Source organism: Paenibacillus sp. 7523-1, from assembly GCF_002276415.1.
GTDB lineage: Bacteria > Bacillota > Bacilli > Paenibacillales > Paenibacillaceae > Paenibacillus > Paenibacillus illinoisensis_A.
Genome location: NZ_NPBR01000018.1, coordinates 24,493 through 44,290 on the forward strand (window position 1 = coordinate 24,493; position 19,798 = coordinate 44,290).

Annotated in this window: 18 protein-coding genes and 1 pseudogene; 7 read left to right on the forward strand and 12 right to left on the reverse strand. The window is 40.3% G+C overall.

Annotated elements, in window-relative coordinates; all coding sequences use genetic code 11:
- Window positions 1–441: 441 nt before the first annotated feature.
- Entirely contained in the window at window positions 442–1,677 is a 1,236-nt protein-coding gene (locus CHH60_RS20470) for an MFS transporter (protein ID WP_095360889.1), read from the forward strand.
- 144 nt (window positions 1,678–1,821) lie between these two features.
- Here CHH60_RS20470 and CHH60_RS20475 read toward each other — a convergent pair whose 3' ends face one another.
- From CHH60_RS20475 to CHH60_RS20485, 3 genes are all read right to left on the reverse strand, one after another.
- Window positions 1,822–2,325, reverse strand: coding sequence for a DUF3600 domain-containing protein (locus CHH60_RS20475; RefSeq protein ID WP_095360890.1), 504 nt, complete (start codon window positions 2,323–2,325; stop codon window positions 1,822–1,824).
- On the reverse strand, window positions 2,315–2,881 hold the full coding sequence (locus CHH60_RS20480; RefSeq protein WP_095360891.1) for a sigma-70 family RNA polymerase sigma factor: 567 nt from the start codon (window positions 2,879–2,881) through the stop codon (window positions 2,315–2,317). The genes CHH60_RS20475 and CHH60_RS20480 overlap by 11 nt, the downstream gene beginning before the upstream one ends.
- Before the next feature lie 157 nt (window positions 2,882–3,038).
- Window positions 3,039–3,845, reverse strand: a complete 807-nt coding sequence (locus CHH60_RS20485; RefSeq protein ID WP_255248021.1) for an aminoglycoside phosphotransferase family protein — start codon at window positions 3,843–3,845, stop codon at window positions 3,039–3,041.
- A gap of 234 nt (window positions 3,846–4,079) precedes the next feature.
- Between CHH60_RS20485 and CHH60_RS20490 the strand changes: the two genes are divergently transcribed.
- Together CHH60_RS20490 and CHH60_RS20495 are read left to right on the forward strand one after the other, a co-directional pair.
- A complete protein-coding gene (locus CHH60_RS20490) occupies window positions 4,080–4,511 on the forward strand; it encodes a MarR family winged helix-turn-helix transcriptional regulator (RefSeq protein WP_095360892.1) in 432 nt (143 codons plus the stop codon).
- A 6-nt stretch (window positions 4,512–4,517) separates the two neighbouring features.
- Entirely contained in the window at window positions 4,518–5,072 is a 555-nt protein-coding gene (locus tag CHH60_RS20495) for a GNAT family N-acetyltransferase (RefSeq protein ID WP_095360893.1), read from the forward strand.
- Between the two features lie 114 nt (window positions 5,073–5,186).
- Here the strand turns inward: CHH60_RS20495 and CHH60_RS20500 are convergent, their stop codons facing one another.
- The gene (locus CHH60_RS20500; RefSeq protein WP_095360894.1) at window positions 5,187–5,585 is read right to left on the reverse strand and encodes a winged helix-turn-helix transcriptional regulator; all 399 of its coding nucleotides are present in this window, start codon (window positions 5,583–5,585) and stop codon (window positions 5,187–5,189) included.
- Window positions 5,586–5,721: 136 nt separating this feature from the next.
- On the opposite strand from CHH60_RS20500, the gene CHH60_RS20505 reads away from it, so the two are divergent.
- Window positions 5,722–6,756 carry a zinc-binding alcohol dehydrogenase family protein gene (locus CHH60_RS20505; protein WP_095360895.1) on the forward strand — a complete coding sequence of 345 codons (1,035 nt, stop codon included), beginning with the start codon at window positions 5,722–5,724 and terminating at the stop codon, window positions 6,754–6,756.
- A 301-nt stretch (window positions 6,757–7,057) separates the two neighbouring features.
- Here the strand turns inward: CHH60_RS20505 and CHH60_RS20510 are convergent, their stop codons facing one another.
- On the reverse strand, window positions 7,058–8,287 hold the full coding sequence (locus CHH60_RS20510; protein ID WP_255248022.1) for a stalk domain-containing protein: 1,230 nt from the start codon (window positions 8,285–8,287) through the stop codon (window positions 7,058–7,060).
- A gap of 244 nt (window positions 8,288–8,531) precedes the next feature.
- Entirely contained in the window at window positions 8,532–9,422 is an 891-nt protein-coding gene (locus CHH60_RS20515; RefSeq protein WP_095360896.1) for an AraC family transcriptional regulator, read from the reverse strand.
- Between the two features lie 428 nt (window positions 9,423–9,850).
- Between CHH60_RS20515 and CHH60_RS20520 the strand changes: the two genes are divergently transcribed.
- Window positions 9,851–10,198, forward strand: coding sequence for a DUF3221 domain-containing protein (locus CHH60_RS20520; protein ID WP_176476147.1), 348 nt, complete (start codon window positions 9,851–9,853; stop codon window positions 10,196–10,198).
- Between the two features lie 108 nt (window positions 10,199–10,306).
- On the opposite strand, the gene CHH60_RS20525 is transcribed toward CHH60_RS20520, so the two are convergent.
- Together CHH60_RS20525 and CHH60_RS20535 are read right to left on the reverse strand one after the other, a co-directional pair.
- Window positions 10,307–10,783 (reverse strand): hypothetical protein, encoded by a 477-nt coding sequence (locus CHH60_RS20525; protein ID WP_095360898.1) that lies wholly within the window; start codon window positions 10,781–10,783, stop codon window positions 10,307–10,309.
- Between the two features lie 1,507 nt (window positions 10,784–12,290).
- Window positions 12,291–13,178: an AraC family transcriptional regulator gene (locus CHH60_RS20535; protein ID WP_255248023.1), complete on the reverse strand. Its 888-nt coding sequence runs from the start codon at window positions 13,176–13,178 to the stop codon at window positions 12,291–12,293.
- A 399-nt stretch (window positions 13,179–13,577) separates the two neighbouring features.
- Here CHH60_RS20535 and CHH60_RS20540 point away from each other — a divergent pair, with 399 nt between their 5' ends.
- Entirely contained in the window at window positions 13,578–14,018 is a 441-nt protein-coding gene (locus tag CHH60_RS20540; RefSeq protein WP_095360900.1) for a hypothetical protein, read from the forward strand.
- Window positions 14,019–15,020: 1,002 nt separating this feature from the next.
- Here CHH60_RS20540 and CHH60_RS20545 read toward each other — a convergent pair.
- Window positions 15,021–15,335 (reverse strand): ArsR/SmtB family transcription factor, encoded by a 315-nt coding sequence (locus CHH60_RS20545; RefSeq protein ID WP_095360901.1) that lies wholly within the window; start codon window positions 15,333–15,335, stop codon window positions 15,021–15,023.
- A gap of 190 nt (window positions 15,336–15,525) precedes the next feature.
- Here CHH60_RS20545 and CHH60_RS20550 point away from each other — a divergent pair, with 190 nt between their 5' ends.
- Window positions 15,526–16,899 carry an MFS transporter gene (locus CHH60_RS20550; protein WP_095360902.1) on the forward strand — a complete coding sequence of 458 codons (1,374 nt, stop codon included), beginning with the start codon at window positions 15,526–15,528 and terminating at the stop codon, window positions 16,897–16,899.
- 91 nt (window positions 16,900–16,990) lie between these two features.
- Here the strand turns inward: CHH60_RS20550 and CHH60_RS30360 are convergent.
- The 3 genes and pseudogenes from CHH60_RS30360 to CHH60_RS20560 form a co-directional block, all read right to left on the reverse strand.
- A pseudogene (locus tag CHH60_RS30360) lies at window positions 16,991–17,286 on the reverse strand (IS3 family transposase); the annotation flags it as partial.
- 285 nt (window positions 17,287–17,571) lie between these two features.
- Entirely contained in the window at window positions 17,572–18,996 is a 1,425-nt protein-coding gene (locus CHH60_RS20555) for an MFS transporter (protein ID WP_095360903.1), read from the reverse strand.
- Between the two features lie 103 nt (window positions 18,997–19,099).
- Window positions 19,100–19,687, reverse strand: a complete 588-nt coding sequence (locus CHH60_RS20560) for a TetR/AcrR family transcriptional regulator (RefSeq protein ID WP_095360904.1) — start codon at window positions 19,685–19,687, stop codon at window positions 19,100–19,102.
- Window positions 19,688–19,798 lie beyond the last annotated feature (111 nt).

The following is a 19,798-nucleotide window of genomic DNA, read 5'->3' on the forward strand; positions in this document are numbered from 1 at the left end:
TCCCCTTTGCTGAACGACAAAGAATCAGGATCTTGTCTCCCCTGAGAGCAAGATCCTGATTCTTTGTCTTTTTCCCTATTTACTAAGAAGGCCAAATGAAGCGAGCTACTTAATGTTTGGGGACTTATCTTCGAATTCTTCAATAGATACTGCACAAAAAAGATGAATGCGGTATCCGATCTTGTTTGGCAAGGAGCTTGATTATCAGGATTTACATAATTATTTGACCGATCGTCCGAATAAAGTTATACTGTTAGAGAAACAAAACTTTTTTTTGCACCTAATCGGACAAATATCCGATTATTTTGGAAGGGATGTTGAATCACAAAATTGACCTGTCCTATTTAATTGTCCTCCAAATCGTACTTTGAGCGATATATATCATCTAAAGAATAAGAAAAAGAAAAATGATCAAATAATAGACAAATTGAGAAATCGATTATAAGGAGCGGGGATTTTGTGATTTCACTTTTAAGGAATAGAGTTTTTAAGATTGTGTTGATCGCTGATTTATTACAGCAAGCAGGTATCTGGATCCGTAACATGTCCTTGCTCTTTTATATAATGGATCAGTCCAATAACAATCCGACAGCTGTTTCTTTGCTTACAGCTTTAGAGTATTTACCAATTTTCATTTTCTCATTAATAGGTGGTACCTTTGCTGACAGATGGGAACCAAAAAGAACGGTGATATTTGGTGATTCTTTAAGTGCTTTATCTATGTTATTAATTTTACTATTAATATCTCTGGGTATATGGCAAGCAGTGTTCGCCGCAACAGTCATTTCAGCTATCGTGAGTCAATTTTCCCAGCCTTCTTCGTCCGTCCTTCTAAAGAGACATATTCCTTCTGAAGACGTTGGAACGGCTGTTGGAATAAACCAAAGTTTATTGGCTTTGTTCACCATATTTGGTCCAGTCTTCGGAACATTTGTATACACTCAGTTGGGGATTAGATCTGCTGTTATTGCTCTATTCATTATCTTTGCTTTAGCTGCAGCAATTCAATTATTGTTACCTTCGTCGAATAGGGAGAAAAGTCAAGAAAAGAACACTGCAATAAGTGATATAAAAAGTGGGTTTAAGTATGTTCTTGGCCATGTAAATCTAAAACTCATTGCTATCATGTTTGCGGTAAGTGGAATTGCAATGGGTATAACACAACCTCTCGACGTCTTTGTAACAATGGAGAGATTAGGATTACCTAAGGAAAGTGTTCAATGGTTTGCGGCTTCAGAAGGAGTAGGAATGCTCTTTGGAGGTATCTTAGCTGCGGCAATTTCATCAAAAATAATAAGGTACAGGCGTGCGGTATTAACAGTTACAATGATCATTTGGTCAATGATAACATTGATCGAGGTATTATCAACTTGGCCGACATTAACCGCTATAGTAAGGGTACTGTCAGGGGTGGCAACAGCTTTTTTCCAGGTCGTTTTTAGTGCGATGATGATTAAAGAGATTAAGGAAGAATACATCGGAAGAACGAATGGAATCGTACTACCACTTTTGATGGGGGGAATGTTGTTAGGAAGTACTTTGTCTGGTATTATTGTAAATCAAATTGAATTATTCGGTGCATATTTTATTGCATCTGTCCTAACCCTCTCTTGTGTAGTTTTCACTTTACGTTTAAGAACAGATTATATGAATGTGAATGACAAGCATCATAATTAAAATATAATACTTACACTTTACTGTCCATTTGAGAAACAAAACAAAAGCAGCCGATCATATTGATCAGCTGCTTCCTTGGTTTTATGAGCTCTCGTTTTTACGTTAGTTGAATGCTAAATGCAAGACGGGTCCCTGTTTTCATTATTAAGGCTGGACCGTTTCGTTAATTTTCTCGAAATACGGGGACAGCTTGGAGGCTAGTTGCTCAAATTGCCGCTGCTCTTTTGGGGTCAATTGCTCCTCATGACTGACCCCATTTTCATCAGTGATCTTCAGTTTTAATACCATCAACTGCTTTGTCAGTTCCATATATTCTTTAAACTCATCTTCCGTAAGCTTGCCTTTTGCTGCCTGAAGCATCCCTTCAATCTCTTGATAGTCTTCTTGTGTACCCCCTTTCTGTTCAATAGTCGAAGAAGAACCAAAAATATCATCGGCCAAATAGGAAGCAGCAAATGCGGCTGACGGAATGAGGATTGCTACTGCAGCAATACCGGCGAGTATGCGTTTTTTCATTGGAGATCTACCTCTCTTCTCATTTACATAGTGTTGATAGGACTGTCGTACACGTCCATACAACTCGGGTGGGCAATGCATCGAATCCGCCACCTGTCGAAGCTCCTCACTCAACTCCTTGTCAATGGACATATGCGTCTCCTCCCGTCATTTCATATCGTTTCCGAAGTTCTTTCCGTGCTAGATGATGCCTGGATTTAACTGTGCCGACGGGGATCTGCAACATGTCCGCAATGTCTTCCAAGGTATAATCGTGAAAATAGCGCAGGATGACGACCACACGTAGTTTGTACGATAACTGGCGGACAAGGCTAAAGAGCTCATGCTGCGTTTCGGACTGCAAGACTACTTTATCCGTCCAGTCGAACTGTTGTTCACAAGTCATCTGGCGATTTCGTTCAAAAAGGCGAATTCGTCTCCAGGTCTTTCTTTTCCAATCCTGTACAAGATGGACAGTGATCCCGTGCAACCAAAACCGGAACGGTCGGTTAGCGTCGTATTTCTGATATGACCGCCACATGTGCATGTATACTTCATTCACAATTTCCTCAATGTCCTGTTTGTTGTAGACCAGAAAAGCAACGGTCCGATAGACATCTTGGTGAGTCTCCTGATAGACCAGCTGGAAAGCTGACTCATCGCCAAGTATTGCTTTTTCAAGCCATTGAATTAACTCTTTGTCATTCATGGGGGCCCCTCCTGAACGTGATACAAATCTTAATTCGCTCCCGTGCGGGAAAAGGTTCAGTAGAAGAAAAAAACTTTCTCAATAAAAAAACAGTCGATCCTAATGACCAACTGCCTCTCTATTTATATTAATCTAAAGTTTCCCGTTAGCAGAATACCTAATTTTCAATCCAATCATTGAAATGATCTGCAACAAATCGAATTTCGCTCTCATAGTGAGCCAAGTGTCCTTCATCCACCATTTTTTGAAAGGCCAAATTCCCTTCCGCAGCACCATTCCTCAACGTATCACACATCGTTGTCAATCGTTGAATAATCCACTGACACAGTTCATTAGGGACGGGAATTCCATATGATTCAAAAAACAAATGGATCCGCCGACTTCGCTCTCTAGAGTGCAAATTCGATTGGTATACTACCGTTTTTTCCGAGGTATGGTTAGGCTGGAAACTGGCAAGTGGAACCGATGTATAAAGGGTATACGCAATGTCCCACATGCGGGGACCGGGGCCAGCCATGTCAAAATCAATCAGCGCTACAGGGTTCTCACTTTGAAAGACAACGTTGTACAACGCAGCGTCATTATGGCATATCACTTCGTGCTCACGATCGTCGACATAACTAAGCTGCCACTCGCCATTAGCCAAGAGAGTTGATCCTTCAGTCGCATCATGAAAACGGCGTAAGAGACATGCTAAACCCACAAGCGTTTCATCAGACCACATATAGGGTTCAAGTTCAGGATACTCATTTCCTGGAACTTCCCCTGGAATGAATGATAATATTTCACGGTCAGAATCGTCGATTCCGAGTAATCTTGGTGCTCCCTCAAATCCTTGCTTCTCTAAATGTTTGAGCAGCTCATGAACACTCGGACTCCAATAACCCGTGGGACGGAGAACCATATTCTCCTTTCGTATAATGTGATTCACATTTCCACCTTTCAATACTTCTTCCTGAGTCACTTTGTCTCCCCCTTTTTATTATTTTTTTCAAAGCCACCACACTTAGATGGATTTGGTTGAATATCTTTTTATTCTTTATATCTTATAAGGAACCTTCTATATAGGCCGAGTACTTCAAAACATTCATTTTCACCTTATTCTCTAACATCCTCGTTCATTGACATTAATCCGAATTCGGAATAAAATACTTATTACTTTCATTCCGAATTCGGATTATATCCAAGGAGGCTTGTTATGAATAACGAAGGTCGTAATGAAATACGCCGATTGATGATTGCAGTAAACCGAATTGATGAACTTTATTACCGGGCACTGCGGTCACTCAAAGTTAAAGACAACACATTCGTATTGTTTTATGCGATTTCTGATGGAATGTCTCACTCCCAGAAACGAATTTGCGAAGAATGGCTTATCCCGCGTACAACATTAAACACGATAGTGAAGGAATGTATACATTTGGGTTACATTCAACTTGTTTCTCAAGGGAACAAAGAAAAAGAAATTGTTTTAACGGACAGCGGAAAAGCTTTTGCAGCAAGTATCTTGACGCCAATCTTTGCCGCCGAGGAAAAAGCGATGGAGCCGCTTTTGGGAAAGGGTCTCGTTGAACAGTTGGAATGTTTTACGGAACGACTACAATCGGAATTTCAGCAAATGAAGGAGTAAATCATTGTGAAAACAAACCTTGAATCAAACGTTACTTTGGAACTGGCCAAGAAATCGGATCTGCCAGAATTCAGAAAAAAATTGCAGGAAGCCTTTGCTATTGGCGTAACTGAAGCATTTGGAGATGCTGATCACGGGCCGATCCCATCGGATCACGATGTTCAGCAGTCTTTTGATGCTCCTGGAGCAGTCGTATATCATATTCTTCAAGAGGATCAGAAGGTCGGTGGGGCCGTACTGCGTATTAACAGTGAAACAAACTATAACGACCTAGATTTGTTCTACGTATCTCCGGAACATCACAGCCAAGGGATTGGTCTTTCTGCTTGGAAAGCCATTGAAGCAAAGTATCCGGAAACTGTACGTTGGGAAACCGGAACACCCTATTTCGAAAAACGAAATATCCATTTCTATGTGAATAAATGTGGATTCCAAATTGTAGAGTTCTACAATAAGTATCACCCCGAACCACACATGCATCACGACCAACACGAAAATAACAATCCCCTATTGGGGGATGAGGACTTCTTCCGATTTGAAAAGGTTATGAACAAGGATTAAACAACATGTTCTTGTTAAATTAACTTGTCCGTTAGTTAAACAAAAGCAGCAGATCACATGGATCAGCTGCTTTCTTGGTATCATTAAGCTATCGTTACCCGTTAGTTTAATGAACTAAATCAAATCCACCATGGAATCAACCACGTCTTCTGTCTCTCTAGAAGCAGCACTTGATAAGTTTTTGTGTTTTTCTCCCCAGATTTTCATTTCCATAATGATCGGCACTAATGTGCGTCCGAATTCCGATAGCGAGTATTCCACTTTGGGAGGAACTTGCGGGTACACCTCACGGTGCACAATTCCGTCTTCTTCAAGCTCTCGAAGCTGTAGCGTCAGCATTCTCTGCGTAATGGTCGGACATATTCTGCGAAACTCGTTAAATCGTACAGGGCCTTCAATCATATGATACAAAAGTACACCCTTCCACTTGCCGCCAATGACATCCAACGTATACTCGACGGGACAACCTTCTTCATTCGGGCAATGGCCATATCCCGATTTGCGGTCACGCATGTATTTATCCTCCTCTTTTAACAGTATACAAATTGATACTACATCACACTATTGTGCGTACTATTCACGATAGTTAATATACGTTATATTACAACCAGAAAGCAATAAGTGATGTACATTCAAGGAGGAAACGACAATGTCAAACCGACAAATGAAAGCCATCGGCTTGTTGAAATATTTACCCATTAATCAACCTGAGAGCTTGCTGGACGTTATGATGGATGTACCTAAACCTACTGGGAGAGACTTGCTAATCCGAGTCAAGGCCATTTCTGTTAATCCCGTTGACGTTAAAGTGCGCGCTCCCAAAAATCGGACCGAAAACACGCCAAAGGTTCTCGGTTGGGATGTTGCAGGTGTCGTTGAACAAGCCGGACCGGAATCTTCACTGTTCAAACCCGGCGATGAAGTGTATTATGCCGGCAGCATTGACCGTCCTGGTGGGAATAGCGAGTTTCATCTCGTTGATGAGAGAATCGTCGGTTCTAAACCAGCAACACTGGAATTTGCGCATGCAGCCGCTCTGCCGTTAACCGCTATCACCGCTTGGGAAGGACTATTTGATCGTTTGGGTGTGTCTGCTGCCACCGAGCGCAACGAAGGTAAGACCATTTTAATCATCGGGGCAGCGGGTGGTGTAGGTTCTATTGCGACACAACTGGCCAAACATGCTGGTTTGACTGTCATCGGCACAGCTTCACGTCCGGAATCTGCTGAGTGGGCTAAAAATATGGGAGCTGACCACATTATCAATCATTACGAAGCATTTCTCCCTCAGCTCAAAACACTAGGTTTAGAATATGTTGATTATATTTTCTGCTTGAACAGTACGGAGAAGCATTGGGTCAATATGGCTGAAGCCATTGCTCCCCAAGGGAAAATCTGCTCCATTGTGGAGACGGATGAACTGCTCGATCTGACCTTACTGAAAAACAAAAGCGTCACTTTTGCCTGGGAGCTAATGTTCACCAGACCATTATTCCAGACTTCGGATATGATTGAACAGCACAACCTGTTAAACGAAGTTTCCCGTATGATCGATGATGGACGCTTACGAACTACGGTTGCCCAGATCCTCTCTCCCATCAATGCAGCCAATTTGCGTAAAGCCCATGCCATACTGGAAGAAGGACGTATGACAGGTAAAATCGTGATTGAGAACTTCGAGTAACTAATCGATTGCTAAACGCAAGGGCAGGAACGTTTGTATTCGAAACTACTGTACTGCTTAAAACGTCTCCGCAAACGAAGCATAGGTAGAGTCAGTTTATGTATATATTATTCGCGAGATTATGCTATTCTGTCCGTTAGTTAAACAAAAGCAGCCGATCATATTGATCAGCTGCTTTCTTTGTTTTATAGCGCTATCGTTTCCCGTTAGTTTAATGACGGTCTACATATTTTATCTTGTTTCGAAGCATGGTCATTGCGTCCTCATCTTCAGAGATTATTCTGTAATTTCATTATGCTGATTAATTTTTGAAAATTACGACCATATGCTTGCTTCCCATATATTCAATGGAAGTATTTAACTGCTCCGCCACAAAACGAACAGGAACGAACGCACTGCCGTTCTTCAGAAGTAAAGGAGCATCTTGCATCACCGTTTGCTGGTTTACTTTTACCTGCCTGTTCCCTACAACCCAACGAATCGTCTTACCATCCTTCTGAATCGTTACCTCTTTGGTATTCTGGTTCCAATTCACGGCTGCCCCAAGCTTCTCGGAGATGAAACGGATCGGCACATAGGTACGTCCCGTCTGAATAAATGGCGCTGCGGTAATTCGATAAGCACTGTCTCCCACATAAGCTGTCGTACTGCCAATCACCAAGCGCTGTGTCTTACGCTGACCGCCAGGCAACTCATTTCCTGCCATTTTCACAAATAATTTAGTTGTTTTCGATCCCTTGGTTAAATCTAAATAGTTATTTTGCAGCGCAAGTGGTTCAATGAATGCACCCGTATCATAATACGGTAAAAAACCACGTTGTTGGAGCGGCTCTAAATCCCAGACTCGATTGTTTTTCAAATAGAGGTAAGCCAACATTTGAAGATTTCTCAACGGCTCCAAATCATAAACCTGGTTAGATGATAAATCCAGAGAAAGTAAGTTAGTTAATTTAGATAACGGGGCAAGATCTTTGATGTTATTATTCGCAGCATCGAGTCTCCAAAGATTAACCAATCCTGCTAGCGGCTTTAGATCTGTGATCTTGTTAGAACTTATGGACAACGTATTCAGATTAACTAGTCCCGCTAGCGGTGAAAGATCATTGATTTGGTTGCTAGCTAGAGATAAATCTGTCAACTTCGTTAACTTCCCAAGGGGCTTAATATCCTCAATTTGATTGTCACTCAAATCCAATGTTGTCAAATTTACAGCATCGGATAGAGGTGAAATATCAGCAATTTGATTTCTGCTTAAAGAGAGCCTCGTCATATTGACCGCATACTCCAAACCCTGCAAACTCTTAATTCCTTTACCCGCTAAAGGAACGTCGGTCAGTGACTCTAGATCCTCTTTGGTTAGGGATTCATCGTCGTTTTTATTCAATAATGACTTAAGCGCTTGTTCTAGATTGAGATCCTCAAAAGCCAAAGGCTGTTGGTTAGACGCCTCCATGTAAGCCTGTCCTGGTAAGCCCAGACCCAAGACAAAGATAATTATTAATCCAGCAAGGTATTTCTTCATTCTGACCATTCCTCTCCAACCCCTGTATAAACTAGCCCATAGTTGCTTCAATTAGTACGCAATTTGGATAGAAAAGTTGTATTGAAGATTAATGTAAATAGTTGAATAAAAGCAGCCAATCACAATGATCAGCTGCTTTCTTGTTGTTATGAACTAACGTTTCCCGTTAGTTTAACGAGGAATAGAGCAGTTGCCAATTGCAAACTGCTCTATCTGTTTTAAGTATATTCAAAGAGGAAGCTTTCTGAAACAATCACAACTCATGTATTTTTCTTACCGCAAACCATAGCTCAACAAAATTAAGCCCGTCTTTAGCTCCTGTAATTTCAAATTCCAACCCATCGACCTGTTCATATCCAGCAGTAGGAAGCCATTCGGAGAAGAACCGTTTATATAATGTCTCAATTGTTTCATCAAATTTATCCCATGTGAACGGATCAGAGGAAAAAATCGCCCAGGTTTGAGCTGGTATGGTTATACTCGTGTAACCCTCAGTTTTACTTGAATCCCCTTTGAATGCGGACAGCATATAAGGAAAATGATCCTCATCTGTTTTTTTGTAGCTACAAACAGCATGTATTTTATGATAGTTCTGATTTAAAAAGGTTGGTAGGTCTCCAGCATTGTCCGCCAGCCTTTCAACCTCGCCGTTAGCATGGCATTGCTTCCAAAACTCTGCTGGAGTATCTGCTCCGTTTAGTTGAAATACTTTTTCAATACCGAACACTTGAAAGGATTCTTTTGTCTCAATACGATAGTTCATAGCCTTTTCCCCTTTAATTGAAATAAGGAAGGAAAGCCGAGGAAAGGCTTTGAGGGAGGTCCCTTCTTCTCGGGCCATTGCTGGATTAACACCATGTAATAATTGAAAAGCCCTTGCGAATGAAACTGGAGATTCATAACCATACTTTATCGCAATATCAACTACTCTCAGATCACTATTCTGCAATTCAATTGCAGCGAGAGTAAGCCTTCTTCTCCTTATATATTCCGCAAGAGACACATCTGTAATGAATGAGAACATTCTCTGGAACTGATGTGAAGAACAACAAGCACATTTAGCAACTTCCTTCAATTCGATCTTTCCAGTTAGATTCAATTCAATGTAATCCAATGCTCGATTCATCCTCATCAGCCAATCCATCTGATCCCTCCTCTTAACAGAAGTATAGTTTCACTACATTTTCATATCGCAACAATTTGTGCACAATTAAGTTTCCTTGGAGAATTCAAGTCAATTCTAAAAATTAATTATATAGCACAAAGATGTACTTATTACAGGTAATCCTGAACGTTAAGATAATCTTTTATACTAATCTGCCCGTTAGTTGAACAAAAAGCAGCCAATCACATGGATCAGCTGCTTTCTTAGTTTTAAGTAAATATGGTCAGTATCAATATCAATCACGAAATCTGGCATTACCCCTCCTCATACTGTAAGGGCAGACGCTACAAAAGCATATTGTACTAACATAGCAAATTACCGATGTATTGAATTAAGCAACATTTAAGAGTAGGAGCTCGTCAATTAGTAAGGAAGGTACAATAGAGTTTGTTTAGGAGGGGATTTTAGTGAAAAAGTGGAGTGTACTTGTAGTAGTACCATGTCTTTTCTTACTTATTGTTGGTTGCTCTGGGAACGAATCAACCACCCCTGAGAAATGGGATCGTTCAAATGGTTATGTCATTGCAAAAGAAGATCATAAAATGTTGATAGTTAGGCATATACCTGAGACTGGCAATATCTCAGTATCACAAATCCTCGAACAAAACAAACCTGATGCAACTTGGATAACAGTCAAAAATTTAGATGTGTATGATACAATAGCAATAGGTGATAATGTCGAGTTAAGTTTGGAAGGATCAATTAAAAAGTCGTATCCTTCTCAAGCCACTGCTACCCTTAAAATCAAGAAATAGGTCATTTACAAATGTAAAAAACGCTTTTGTAGGTATCCACAAAAGCGAGAAGTATTCGGATATGTTCCATCCTGAATACGTGAATAGAACGTGGCTTAGAAAGTGTAACTAATTATCCATATACTGCAGAGCGTGAATGGGTGTACCTTTAGTAACTTCACCTGTCAATGTGTTGATTCCCAAAGGCTCTACTAAAACCTTCCAACCACTCTCGCTTTTGAAAACTTTAAATGGGAGTGGTGGTGACTGTTCATAGCTTTGTCCAGCATACTTTTGAACTACATAAAATTGAACTTCATTACTGTTGATTTGTTTGCTTTCCACAATTTCATACCCAGTAGTAGGATTAGTTTTAAAATCTTTTACATATCCTTCCTCACGACTTTTCTCATCCAAATAGTTTGTATCTTTTGAATAGAACATCATTCCCTCTGCATCCCTAGCAATGTAAGCATCAAAGTACTCAGTCGCTGCCTCCATCGGAGTTTGGGCAACTACTCTTTCCGCGGTGGTAGTCGAGGTGACTAAAATAGAGCCAGCAACAACTCCAGCAAGTAAAAGCGATACTAATTTCTTTCCGTTCATGGATTGAAACCTCCTTTTCAATGTTCCTGAGTGTTCGCTATGCATATTTTATTTTTTAGGCCTATTGATATAACGCAGTAGATTACTGGGAGGTTGTAGGATTTCTGATTTTTCTTTAATCTTTAACTTAGATGAACTAACATACTTGGAGTTCTTAAAAAGCTTAATGAATATTCTTTTGACTGTTGAAAACAGAAGCCTGAATCCGTCTACCGTTGTTGCATGTGATACTTTTTCAATCGTTTAAAAAATTTGATTAGATTCTACTTTCTCATTGGAGGCAAATTCATTTTTATAATCAACAATAAAATCTCCCTTTCCTTTCATATTAACGCCGAAATACACAGTCCGTACGATAGCAATACCTATAATTACGAAATCCCTTCTCATAGGGTACTCTCGGAATGGGGCTTATGTTGTAACGCTAACCTGCCCGGTAGTTGAACAAAAGCAGCCGATCATATTGATCAGCTGCTTTCTTTGTTTTATTGCGCTATCGTTTCCCGTTAGCTTAACGATTAAAGATTATAATCCTCGTTAAGTCTTCTCCGGTTTCCAGTGTTGAGGTACTGTAAACATGACCTCTTATTTCACTGCTACCATGATCACAATTACCAATCGTTAACGTAACGATCTACTTTTTTTAGTAAATAAATAAAATTATAACTAAGAGCAACGGCCCAGAAAGGGATAGTACCCAAAACAGTTTTTTGTTCCCTACTAATTGAACTAGATAAAACACTAAAGAACTTGCAGCAAATATAAAAAATAATGGCCAGTAAGCTATAGATGTTAACAGCCCCAAAAGTATATACAGGATTGAACAAAGTATATATTTCAATTCTAATTTAAATTTAACTAGAGTTGCGAATAGAGCGATACCAAGTATACAACAGATATAGTTGTACAAGGCTACAAACAAAAGTTGATTTTCAATGTGCTCGCTATAAATATGGATTGTTAGAAGGAAAATTATTATTCCAATAAATAAAGAACTCCCAGAACCTTTGAAGTATCTGCCAATCATGATTAGTCCACCTTAAATAACATTTTTGAATTCGCTTTTACACTACATTAGATATTAAATGGAAGCGTTCCTCTTTCAAAGTATGAATGCGTCCTGGAAACCTATGCTCTTGGATTATACATTATAAAACTTCTGTTATAACCCCCATGATTCCTTTTATGAAAAGACCAAAAGACAAAAATAAGTATATGATGCTTTTTAGACTCTAATAGTTGATCTTAATTTCTTTACTGCTTGTACTTGTTTATCTGTACGAAAGCTCCTAGAAATTAAAATAGCTTGCCCGTTAATTGAATAAAAGCAGCTGATCAATTTGATCCAGCTGCTTTCTTAGTTTTATTACGCTATCGTTTCCCGTTAGCTTAATGAAGGATGATTGGAGTTGAGTAATAATTAGTTTACCAATATCGTTCATCAAAGTCCTTTAGTCCATGAAGAAATGGCCACCTAATGGTGACCAAAACTGCAGTGAAACCATCTCTACTTCTTACTAACCGGAATCCATACCTCACAGATTGAATCTTGATGCGTATCATCAATCCAGTAGTATTTCTCTATACATGGTCCTTCTACTTGTTCAAAATTCGTTGAGGGAAACCACTCGGAATAGATACGTTTCCAGATGTTCAGAATACCCAGTCCGATTTCAACATCGTCCCGAACCGTCTCCCTACTGTCGAATACTGCATACGTTTGACCAGGAACATGAAGGACAGTAAATTCATCCGGAATCTGTTTTCCATTCGGTAGTTCTGCTCCCATCAGATAGCGTTTTGTACCATCCTCATCAAAATCAAAATGATAACCGTACAGCAGTGATCCCGCTGGTCTTCCTGCCAAATCGTTAATCTGATCATGAATACCATTCTTCCAAATTCCCTCCACAAACACGGGTATCTCTTTGTAGGCATCCATACGTATAGTAACCGTCTTACCAAAAACTGTTGATTCCATTTCCTCCACGATTCGATAATTCATCTCGGTTTCCCCTTTAATCTGAATTTGAAAGGAGATTCGAGGAAATGCTTTAAGTTTTACATTCAATTTCTTAGCCGCAAGAGGTGTAACACCATGCATCCGTTGAAAAGCTTTCGTAAAAGCCGCCGGACTGTCGTAACCGTACTTAAGCGCGACATCAATGACTTTACAATCCGTTCCCGCTAACTCCTGCGCCGCAAGCGTAAGCCGCCTATTCCTCACGTACTGAGTTACAGTCACACCGGTTACTGCATGAAACATGCGCTGAAAATGATATTTTGAACTCATTGCTGACCTAGCAATGTCCTCAATCTCAATCGGCAAGTGCAAATGTTGTTCCACATAATCAATGGATTGACGAAGCAACTTAAGTATTTCCAAGATCCGCATCTCCTTTCTCCTACAGTGTAAAAGAACCGTTGAATACCTTCTTGTTTAGGAATGCTTCATTTTGTCTGGAAACTCAAGTACAAAATGAGAAATTTTGTATGCAATGCTTCAGCATGTTCAACCCTTTGATATTTTGATTTATATTAACACATATTGAAAGAGTTCTACCCAATAGCTTAAGAAAAACAACTGTGGTGGCAAACTATTCTTGGACTATTTCTAAACTAACCTGCCCGTTAGTTTAATGATTTGAAAATTTTAGTGATTCTTTTTCGTTACTTTAATATAAACAAATCATAGTACTCTTCTATGCTCCTAAGTAAAAAAGAGGTATACAAAGGAGGGTTTAGGACAATCCTATTACTAGAATAGTAGTACCTAATTATTAGGAGAGGAATGGTGCTTGTGCTTATGAAAAAGATATTCAATGCTTCAATTGTTATTTTAATTTTGCTTACTAGTTCGACAGCCAATGCTGAACCAACCGCTACCAAAGTACCGAATGCAACTGCAAAATCAGTCCAACTTGTTGACAAAACAAACAGTAAGATTCCCGTTACTGATAATATTTCTTCCGTTATAGAGACAAGTTGGAGCTCTGTTTATTATGATTTTTATGGGGAGCCGGGACATAATTTTACTGTAACATGGCAAAAACTTGTTAATGGTAAGTATGTAACCCAACAAGTTTGGAAGGATAATTTTGATAAGAAAGGCCAGAGGCCAGGATCTTGGGCCCAGGGAGCCAACACATCGTGGAAAGTTCTTTTAGAAGATTCTGATAACGATTCTTCTGCAACATATACCTACACTATTGGTAACAAAAGTAAAAGCCCTTAGTTTTTCTAAGGGCATTTTTTTATTATTAATTACCCAAAAATAAGTTAACACAATATTTCGACAATTATAATAAAAATGTGTTCAGTAGCTGTCTTTATTTCTTTCATTAAACTAACCTGCCCGTTAGTTTAATTTAAAGTCGTCCTAATGGGGACTCACGGCAACTTTATACTTCCAATTTTGACTCAAGGCAAACTTATGCTTCCATATTCATTTAAAAATCACGAAAACACCAAGTTTCTATGCATTTTCTGACATACTTATGGGTAAATATCTGATCCTTTTATGGGTTAAGTCTCAACCTTGAGACTTAACCCATAAGTTTGCCATTTGGCAAGCTTATTCTTCCAAAAACTCATGGCAAACTTATGCTTCCAATGCATCCATCTACAAACACACATTCCTATTTCGCTTAGAATTAGTGTATAAATTGCCCGTTTCAGGTCCTTTATGAATGACCGATTGCGGGTAGTAACTCCTTCATAATGAACAATTTGAGTTAGGAAGTTATAACTATTGTTTTAAATGAAATCATTAAAGTCAAAGAAGCCAACCACTACTACGATTGACTTCACATGAATTTATTGAGCTATCGTTTCCCGTTAGTTTAATTTACCTCTATTATGCATTTGAATAATTAATCGAGACCACTCCTGGTTAACTACATGATAAGGCCAACTACCTCATGTGAGGAAATATACGAGCTCCTCAACTTCCTGTTTAACAGATTCAAAAGTGATATTCACGATAAATAGACCCCTTCAATAGATATATGAATTTTTCAACACTTCCAAGAAGAATCCTCTTAAGCACATTCAACGATCATGCTATTATCCTGATGAATAAAACAAAATAATCGAAAGGTAGATGCAAAACCTGAAATAGGTACAATCCCTTTTAGTGTGAGTTGTACAAACAAAATAAAGAAAGCCGCTTATAGCGACTCTCAATAGCATCCAGTTTCTACGCTCTCAACTCTTTGCTTATCTCGATTAACTCCATTTAATTTTTATCACTTTCGTAAACATTTAGTATGGAATCTATTAAGCCAGGGAATCGTTCATTGAGGTCTTCTGTTCGAAGTGACAACAAGCGTTTGGTTCCTTCAAAACGAGTATAAATAATTCCAGATTCCCGAAGTGTCCGGATGTGTTGTGACCTTGTAGAATTCGCAATGGGAACGTCAAAATTCTTACAAGCCTGCTCTCCACTCCTATACATTTGTGCCACCATGTGAAGACGAATTGGATCACTGAGTGCATGCAGCACTGCTGGTAGCATGAAGTCTTTACGATCAGGATGATGTAGTGATTTCATAAATTTCCCCCATTATATTTCATACCTAATTTACTAAATGACTGATGTGTGCTTACCTTTTGATCTTAACTCCAAAAACAAATTCATGTTGTATTTTACAATACTGCGTTATATACTTCAATTGTTCGCTATTTTACGAACAATAAAACAATATGTATACATATTTAACACAATCAGAAGGAGAGATCATATGAGTTCAGAAAAAAATTCCTCGGTAGTTCAATCCGAGCAACCACTTTTAGCCCGAGAAGGCTTTACCATTGTTGCCATATGTATTGCTATTGTATTGGCACTTATGAATACATCCATGTTTAATTTGGCGCTGCCTAATATCATCTCGGATTTCAATATTTCCTCGTCCACAGCTTCCTGGATTGTGTCCGGATATTCCATAATGTTTGCTGTTTCTTCGATCACATTCAGTCGTTTATCTGATTTCATACCACTCAGACGGCTGCTGAATATTGGAGTCGTCGCTTTAGGACTGGCTAGCTTAATCGGATTCTTTAGTGATAGCTTTGTTGTATTGCTTCTATGTCGGATTGTGCAGGCAGCAGGTGCGGGCGGTATTATTTCCCTGTCTATGGTGCTTTATACGCGATATATACCTATAGAACGCCGTGGTGCCGCTATGGCCATCAATATGTCCGCTGTATCACTAGGACTTGGTGCGGGACCAGTCGTCGGTGGAGTAATTGTCGAAAATTTGGGATGGCACTGGTTGTTTATTCTGACTTCATTCGTCTTGCTGCTGCTTCCATTATTTCTTACTTTGCTTCCGAAAGAGTTACCACAGGCCGGATCCTTTGACCTGATCGGCGGGATATTGCTCGCTTTAGGTACGACTTCATTACTTCTGTTCACGACTAATCAGAAGTGGATTATGCTTATTGCCGGACTCGTTGCATTAATACTCTTTGTTATGCGAATTCGTAAAACCCCGGAGCCATTTGTACTTCCGTCGCTATTTGCAAACCGTCCATTTTTAATACTCGTTTTACTAGGAATGACGGGTTATATATGTAATTTTGCTACTTTGTTTCTCTTGCCTCAGATTTTAACTCAGAATTTCCACTTTACACCCGGAAATGCGGGATTAATCATTTTTCCTGGTTCGTTACTTGCTATCCTCGCTTCACGCCAAGTGGGTCGTGTAATTGACCGTTACGGAAATCGTACCTTTTTGAAGTATGGCCCTATATTGTTGTTAATTTCTACGATCCTCTTCGCTTTATTGATTGGACACTCTTGGATAGGAGCAATGCTTACCTATATGATTCTTAGTCTGGCATTTACAGCGCTCTCCAGCTGTTTATCCAACGAGATCTCACGTGTACTGGATAGGAAGTATATAGGTTCAGGAATGGGTCTATATCAACTTCTTCAGTTTTTCAGTGGAGCCTTTGGGGTTGCCATCGTAGCCATTGCTTTAGAAAAACAGCAGCAATTCACCTTGGCCACAGCATATACAAATATTTATTGGGGCTTATGTGTATTAGCAGTCGTGGGTGTTGCCTCTGCTATCATCTATAGAAAAAGTGGAACTTTTACACAACCAAACTGAGGCTGTCACGTATAATTTCATTGAATAATTGTTGTATAAAAAAAGCAGCCAATCATATTTGAAGTGCCCCTTAAAAGTTAGTCAACTATATTTACGCGACTCGTTGGGCATGAGCTCGGTATTGTACCGGGCTCATGCCTTTTAATTTTGACTTGATATAATTGATGTATCATGCTAATCCTTGTTTTGGATTGATCTACACTTTCTAATTCTAAAAATATAAAGACTCTGATTTCATAATGCAGGAGGAGTTCTCCATTACTGCGTTAGCGTTATCATAACAAATTCCCTTTGCGTGACATGCTCTGGGTAATTCGCTTGTCCCTTAAAAGCATGTCGTTACTCCTTCATCTGGTAGTGCCAGCCTTGATCCAAATGCAGAAGGAGTACGCTGTATAGATTTTTTCAAACACTTTTAAACTGCCTCTATCTTCAACTTTATAATTAAAATTTGGCAAAAAAATGCACCTCCAATTGTTAGATGTGTCCAAATTGGGGTGCAGTTCAATGGATCAGCTGCTTCTTCTTATTATTGTGCTATCGTTTCCCGATAGCTTAATGAACTCTAGTCCATGTCAGTACTTACTTACAAATAAAAAAGCAAAAGACCCCGAGAAACAATTCTCGGTCTTTTGCTTTTTTCAATATCCATATAGCTTGAAGTGTTGTTCATTAGTGAGCTACTTTCACTTGATTGTCGGCCGACGGTTTAGCTTGTTTCAAAGCTAGGAAGGCAACTACGATGCCTAGTAAGGTCGTGGCAGCGGCGATAAAGAACGCCGTGTGGATTGCATGATTTAAATCCGCTGGAAGCATGTGTTCCAATGTTGCCCCTGTTCCTAGACTCGCTGAAATAATAGCCATAATGACCGCAAGTCCGATCGCTCCACCAATTTGCTGGCCGGTTGAGATTAACGCCGAAGCAACGCCCTGCTCTTTCGGTTCAATGCCTGCACTGCCTGCGACAAACATGGTTGTGAACACTAAAGCCTGACCAATACCAATGACGACTGTACCTGGGATGATTCCCCATGCCGATCCGGTTTCCGATAGCCCCGTCAGCATCAGGAATCCAATCACGCCTAGTCCCATCCCTGTTGCAATGGTACCCGCTACACCCACCTTGCTTAACATCCCGTTAATCAGCTTAGCTCCAACAAATGCACTAAGCGTCAAAGGCAAGAAGCTAAATCCCGATTGAATGGCTGAAAATTCAAGCACACCTTGGGTATACAAGGTCATGAAATAATACAATGAACCAAATGAAGCCGAGAAAAGAAATGCGATAAGTGCAGCTCCCGTCAGATTACGATTCCGGAACATCCGGAAGGAAATGAGCGGTTCTTTTGTACGTTTCTCGATCAAGACAAAAGCCAGTAACATCAGCACGCCAATCAAGGCAGCTGGAAGTGTGGTAACACTGCCCCAGCCTTCAACCGGTGCTTGAATTAGATAATAGACAACAAGTAACAAACCCGCAGTCACGGATATCGTTCCGGCTGCATCATAGTGTTTAGTGGCTGCGGACACTTTGCTTTCTTTCAGTACGAACGGTGCTAGAATGACGACGAGAAGTGCGATCGGCACATTCACCAGGAAGGTCGCTTCCCATCCAATATAACTTGTCAGGACCCCTCCAAGCAGCAAACCGAGCGACATCCCCACTCCGCCCATCGCGGCCCAGATGCCCATGGCACGGTTTCGTTCAGGTCCTTCCTCAAAATTAGACATGATCAGCGATAACGTTGCCGGCGAAAGTAATGCTCCACCCAAACCTTGCAGGGCTCTGGCTACGATCAACATCAGTTGGGACTCTGCCAGTCCGCCAAGCAGCGATCCTAATCCAAAAAGTCCGATGGCAATCATAAACATGCGTCTTCTGCCCATCAGGTCCGACAGTCTTCCTCCGATGAGTAAGAAACCACCGAATGCGAGTGAATATGCACTAACCACCCACTGGAGGTGATTGGCTGAGAAGCCAAGATCATTACCTAAGGACGGCATGGCTACAAATATAATCGTGTAATCCAGTGCCAAAACCAGCTGTGAAATGGCTAGTATGAATAAGGCTAAACCTTTAAATCGCGTTGAATTCATCTTCTTAATTCCTTTCACTTGCAGACAACAGTCTGCAACCCATATTAATTTTTGACCATTCGATCTATTTTGAGAAAAAAGGAATGAAGCACCGTATGACGCTTCATCCTTGTTCCAATACCGAAAGTGTAATGGTTGTAATCTGCTCAATCACGAGCGGATCGTCCGTTAATTTTGCGACTTGGGTGAGCCCATATCGTGAATGGTACAAGTATCTTGCCATTGCACGCATATCCTGCTTCGGACTGAACTCCCCCTGCTGCTGACCGCGTATCAACGCATCGTACAAAGCCTCTTCCAATCGAATTTTGTCCTGTTCGAAAAGTTCAGCAATCTCTGGATCATGCGGCACCTGATCAATCGCACTATAGAGAATAAAGCACTCCTTGCGGCGCTGCTCATCTCTTAATGTGTCTCCAATGACGTTAAATATATCCCTAATCGCTTGCTTCACGGGTGTCGTTTCTGCCAAATATGCGACCACTGCCGAGGACTTTTCGTCCACGTAATGTTTCGTTGCTTTCAAAAACAGATCCCGTTTCGTACCATACGTATCGTACAAGCTTTGACGTGCAATACCTAACCCATCGAGTAGAAGGTGCATGGAGGTGCCTTCATAGCCATAATGCCCGAACACCTCCATCGCCTTATGCAGCACGAGATTCGTGTCGAATTCTTTGCTTCTAGCCAAATGGATAACCCCCTTTCTCCTCCTCTATGCTAACGATATTAGATCGTTCAGTCAAGAAGAGGCGAGTGGTGGTTTCCAGGAAAGACTTCCCGTCGACCTGTCTTGGGTTAA

Bases quoted from the DNA above. Each gene is read 5' to 3' on its own strand.
- CHH60_RS20475 (WP_095360890.1), bottom strand. From the start codon at position 2,325: ATGTCCATTGACAAGGAGTTGAGTGAGGAGCTTCGACAGGTGGCGGAT.
- CHH60_RS20480 (WP_095360891.1), bottom strand. From the start codon at position 2,881: ATGAATGACAAAGAGTTAATTCAATGGCTTGAAAAAGCAATACTTGGC.
- CHH60_RS20490 (WP_095360892.1), top strand. From the start codon at position 4,080: ATGAATAACGAAGGTCGTAATGAAATACGCCGATTGATGATTGCAGTA.
- CHH60_RS20500 (WP_095360894.1), bottom strand. From the start codon at position 5,585: ATGCGTGACCGCAAATCGGGATATGGCCATTGCCCGAATGAAGAAGGT.
- CHH60_RS20505 (WP_095360895.1), top strand. From the start codon at position 5,722: ATGTCAAACCGACAAATGAAAGCCATCGGCTTGTTGAAATATTTACCC.
- CHH60_RS20510 (WP_255248022.1), bottom strand. From the start codon at position 8,287: ATGGTCAGAATGAAGAAATACCTTGCTGGATTAATAATTATCTTTGTC.
- CHH60_RS20515 (WP_095360896.1), bottom strand. From the start codon at position 9,422: ATGGATTGGCTGATGAGGATGAATCGAGCATTGGATTACATTGAATTG.
- CHH60_RS20525 (WP_095360898.1), bottom strand. From the start codon at position 10,783: ATGAACGGAAAGAAATTAGTATCGCTTTTACTTGCTGGAGTTGTTGCT.
- CHH60_RS20535 (WP_255248023.1), bottom strand. From the start codon at position 13,178: ATGCGGATCTTGGAAATACTTAAGTTGCTTCGTCAATCCATTGATTAT.
- CHH60_RS20545 (WP_095360901.1), bottom strand. From the start codon at position 15,335: ATGAAATCACTACATCATCCTGATCGTAAAGACTTCATGCTACCAGCA.
- CHH60_RS20550 (WP_095360902.1), top strand. From the start codon at position 15,526: ATGAGTTCAGAAAAAAATTCCTCGGTAGTTCAATCCGAGCAACCACTT.
- CHH60_RS20555 (WP_095360903.1), bottom strand. From the start codon at position 18,996: ATGAATTCAACGCGATTTAAAGGTTTAGCCTTATTCATACTAGCCATT.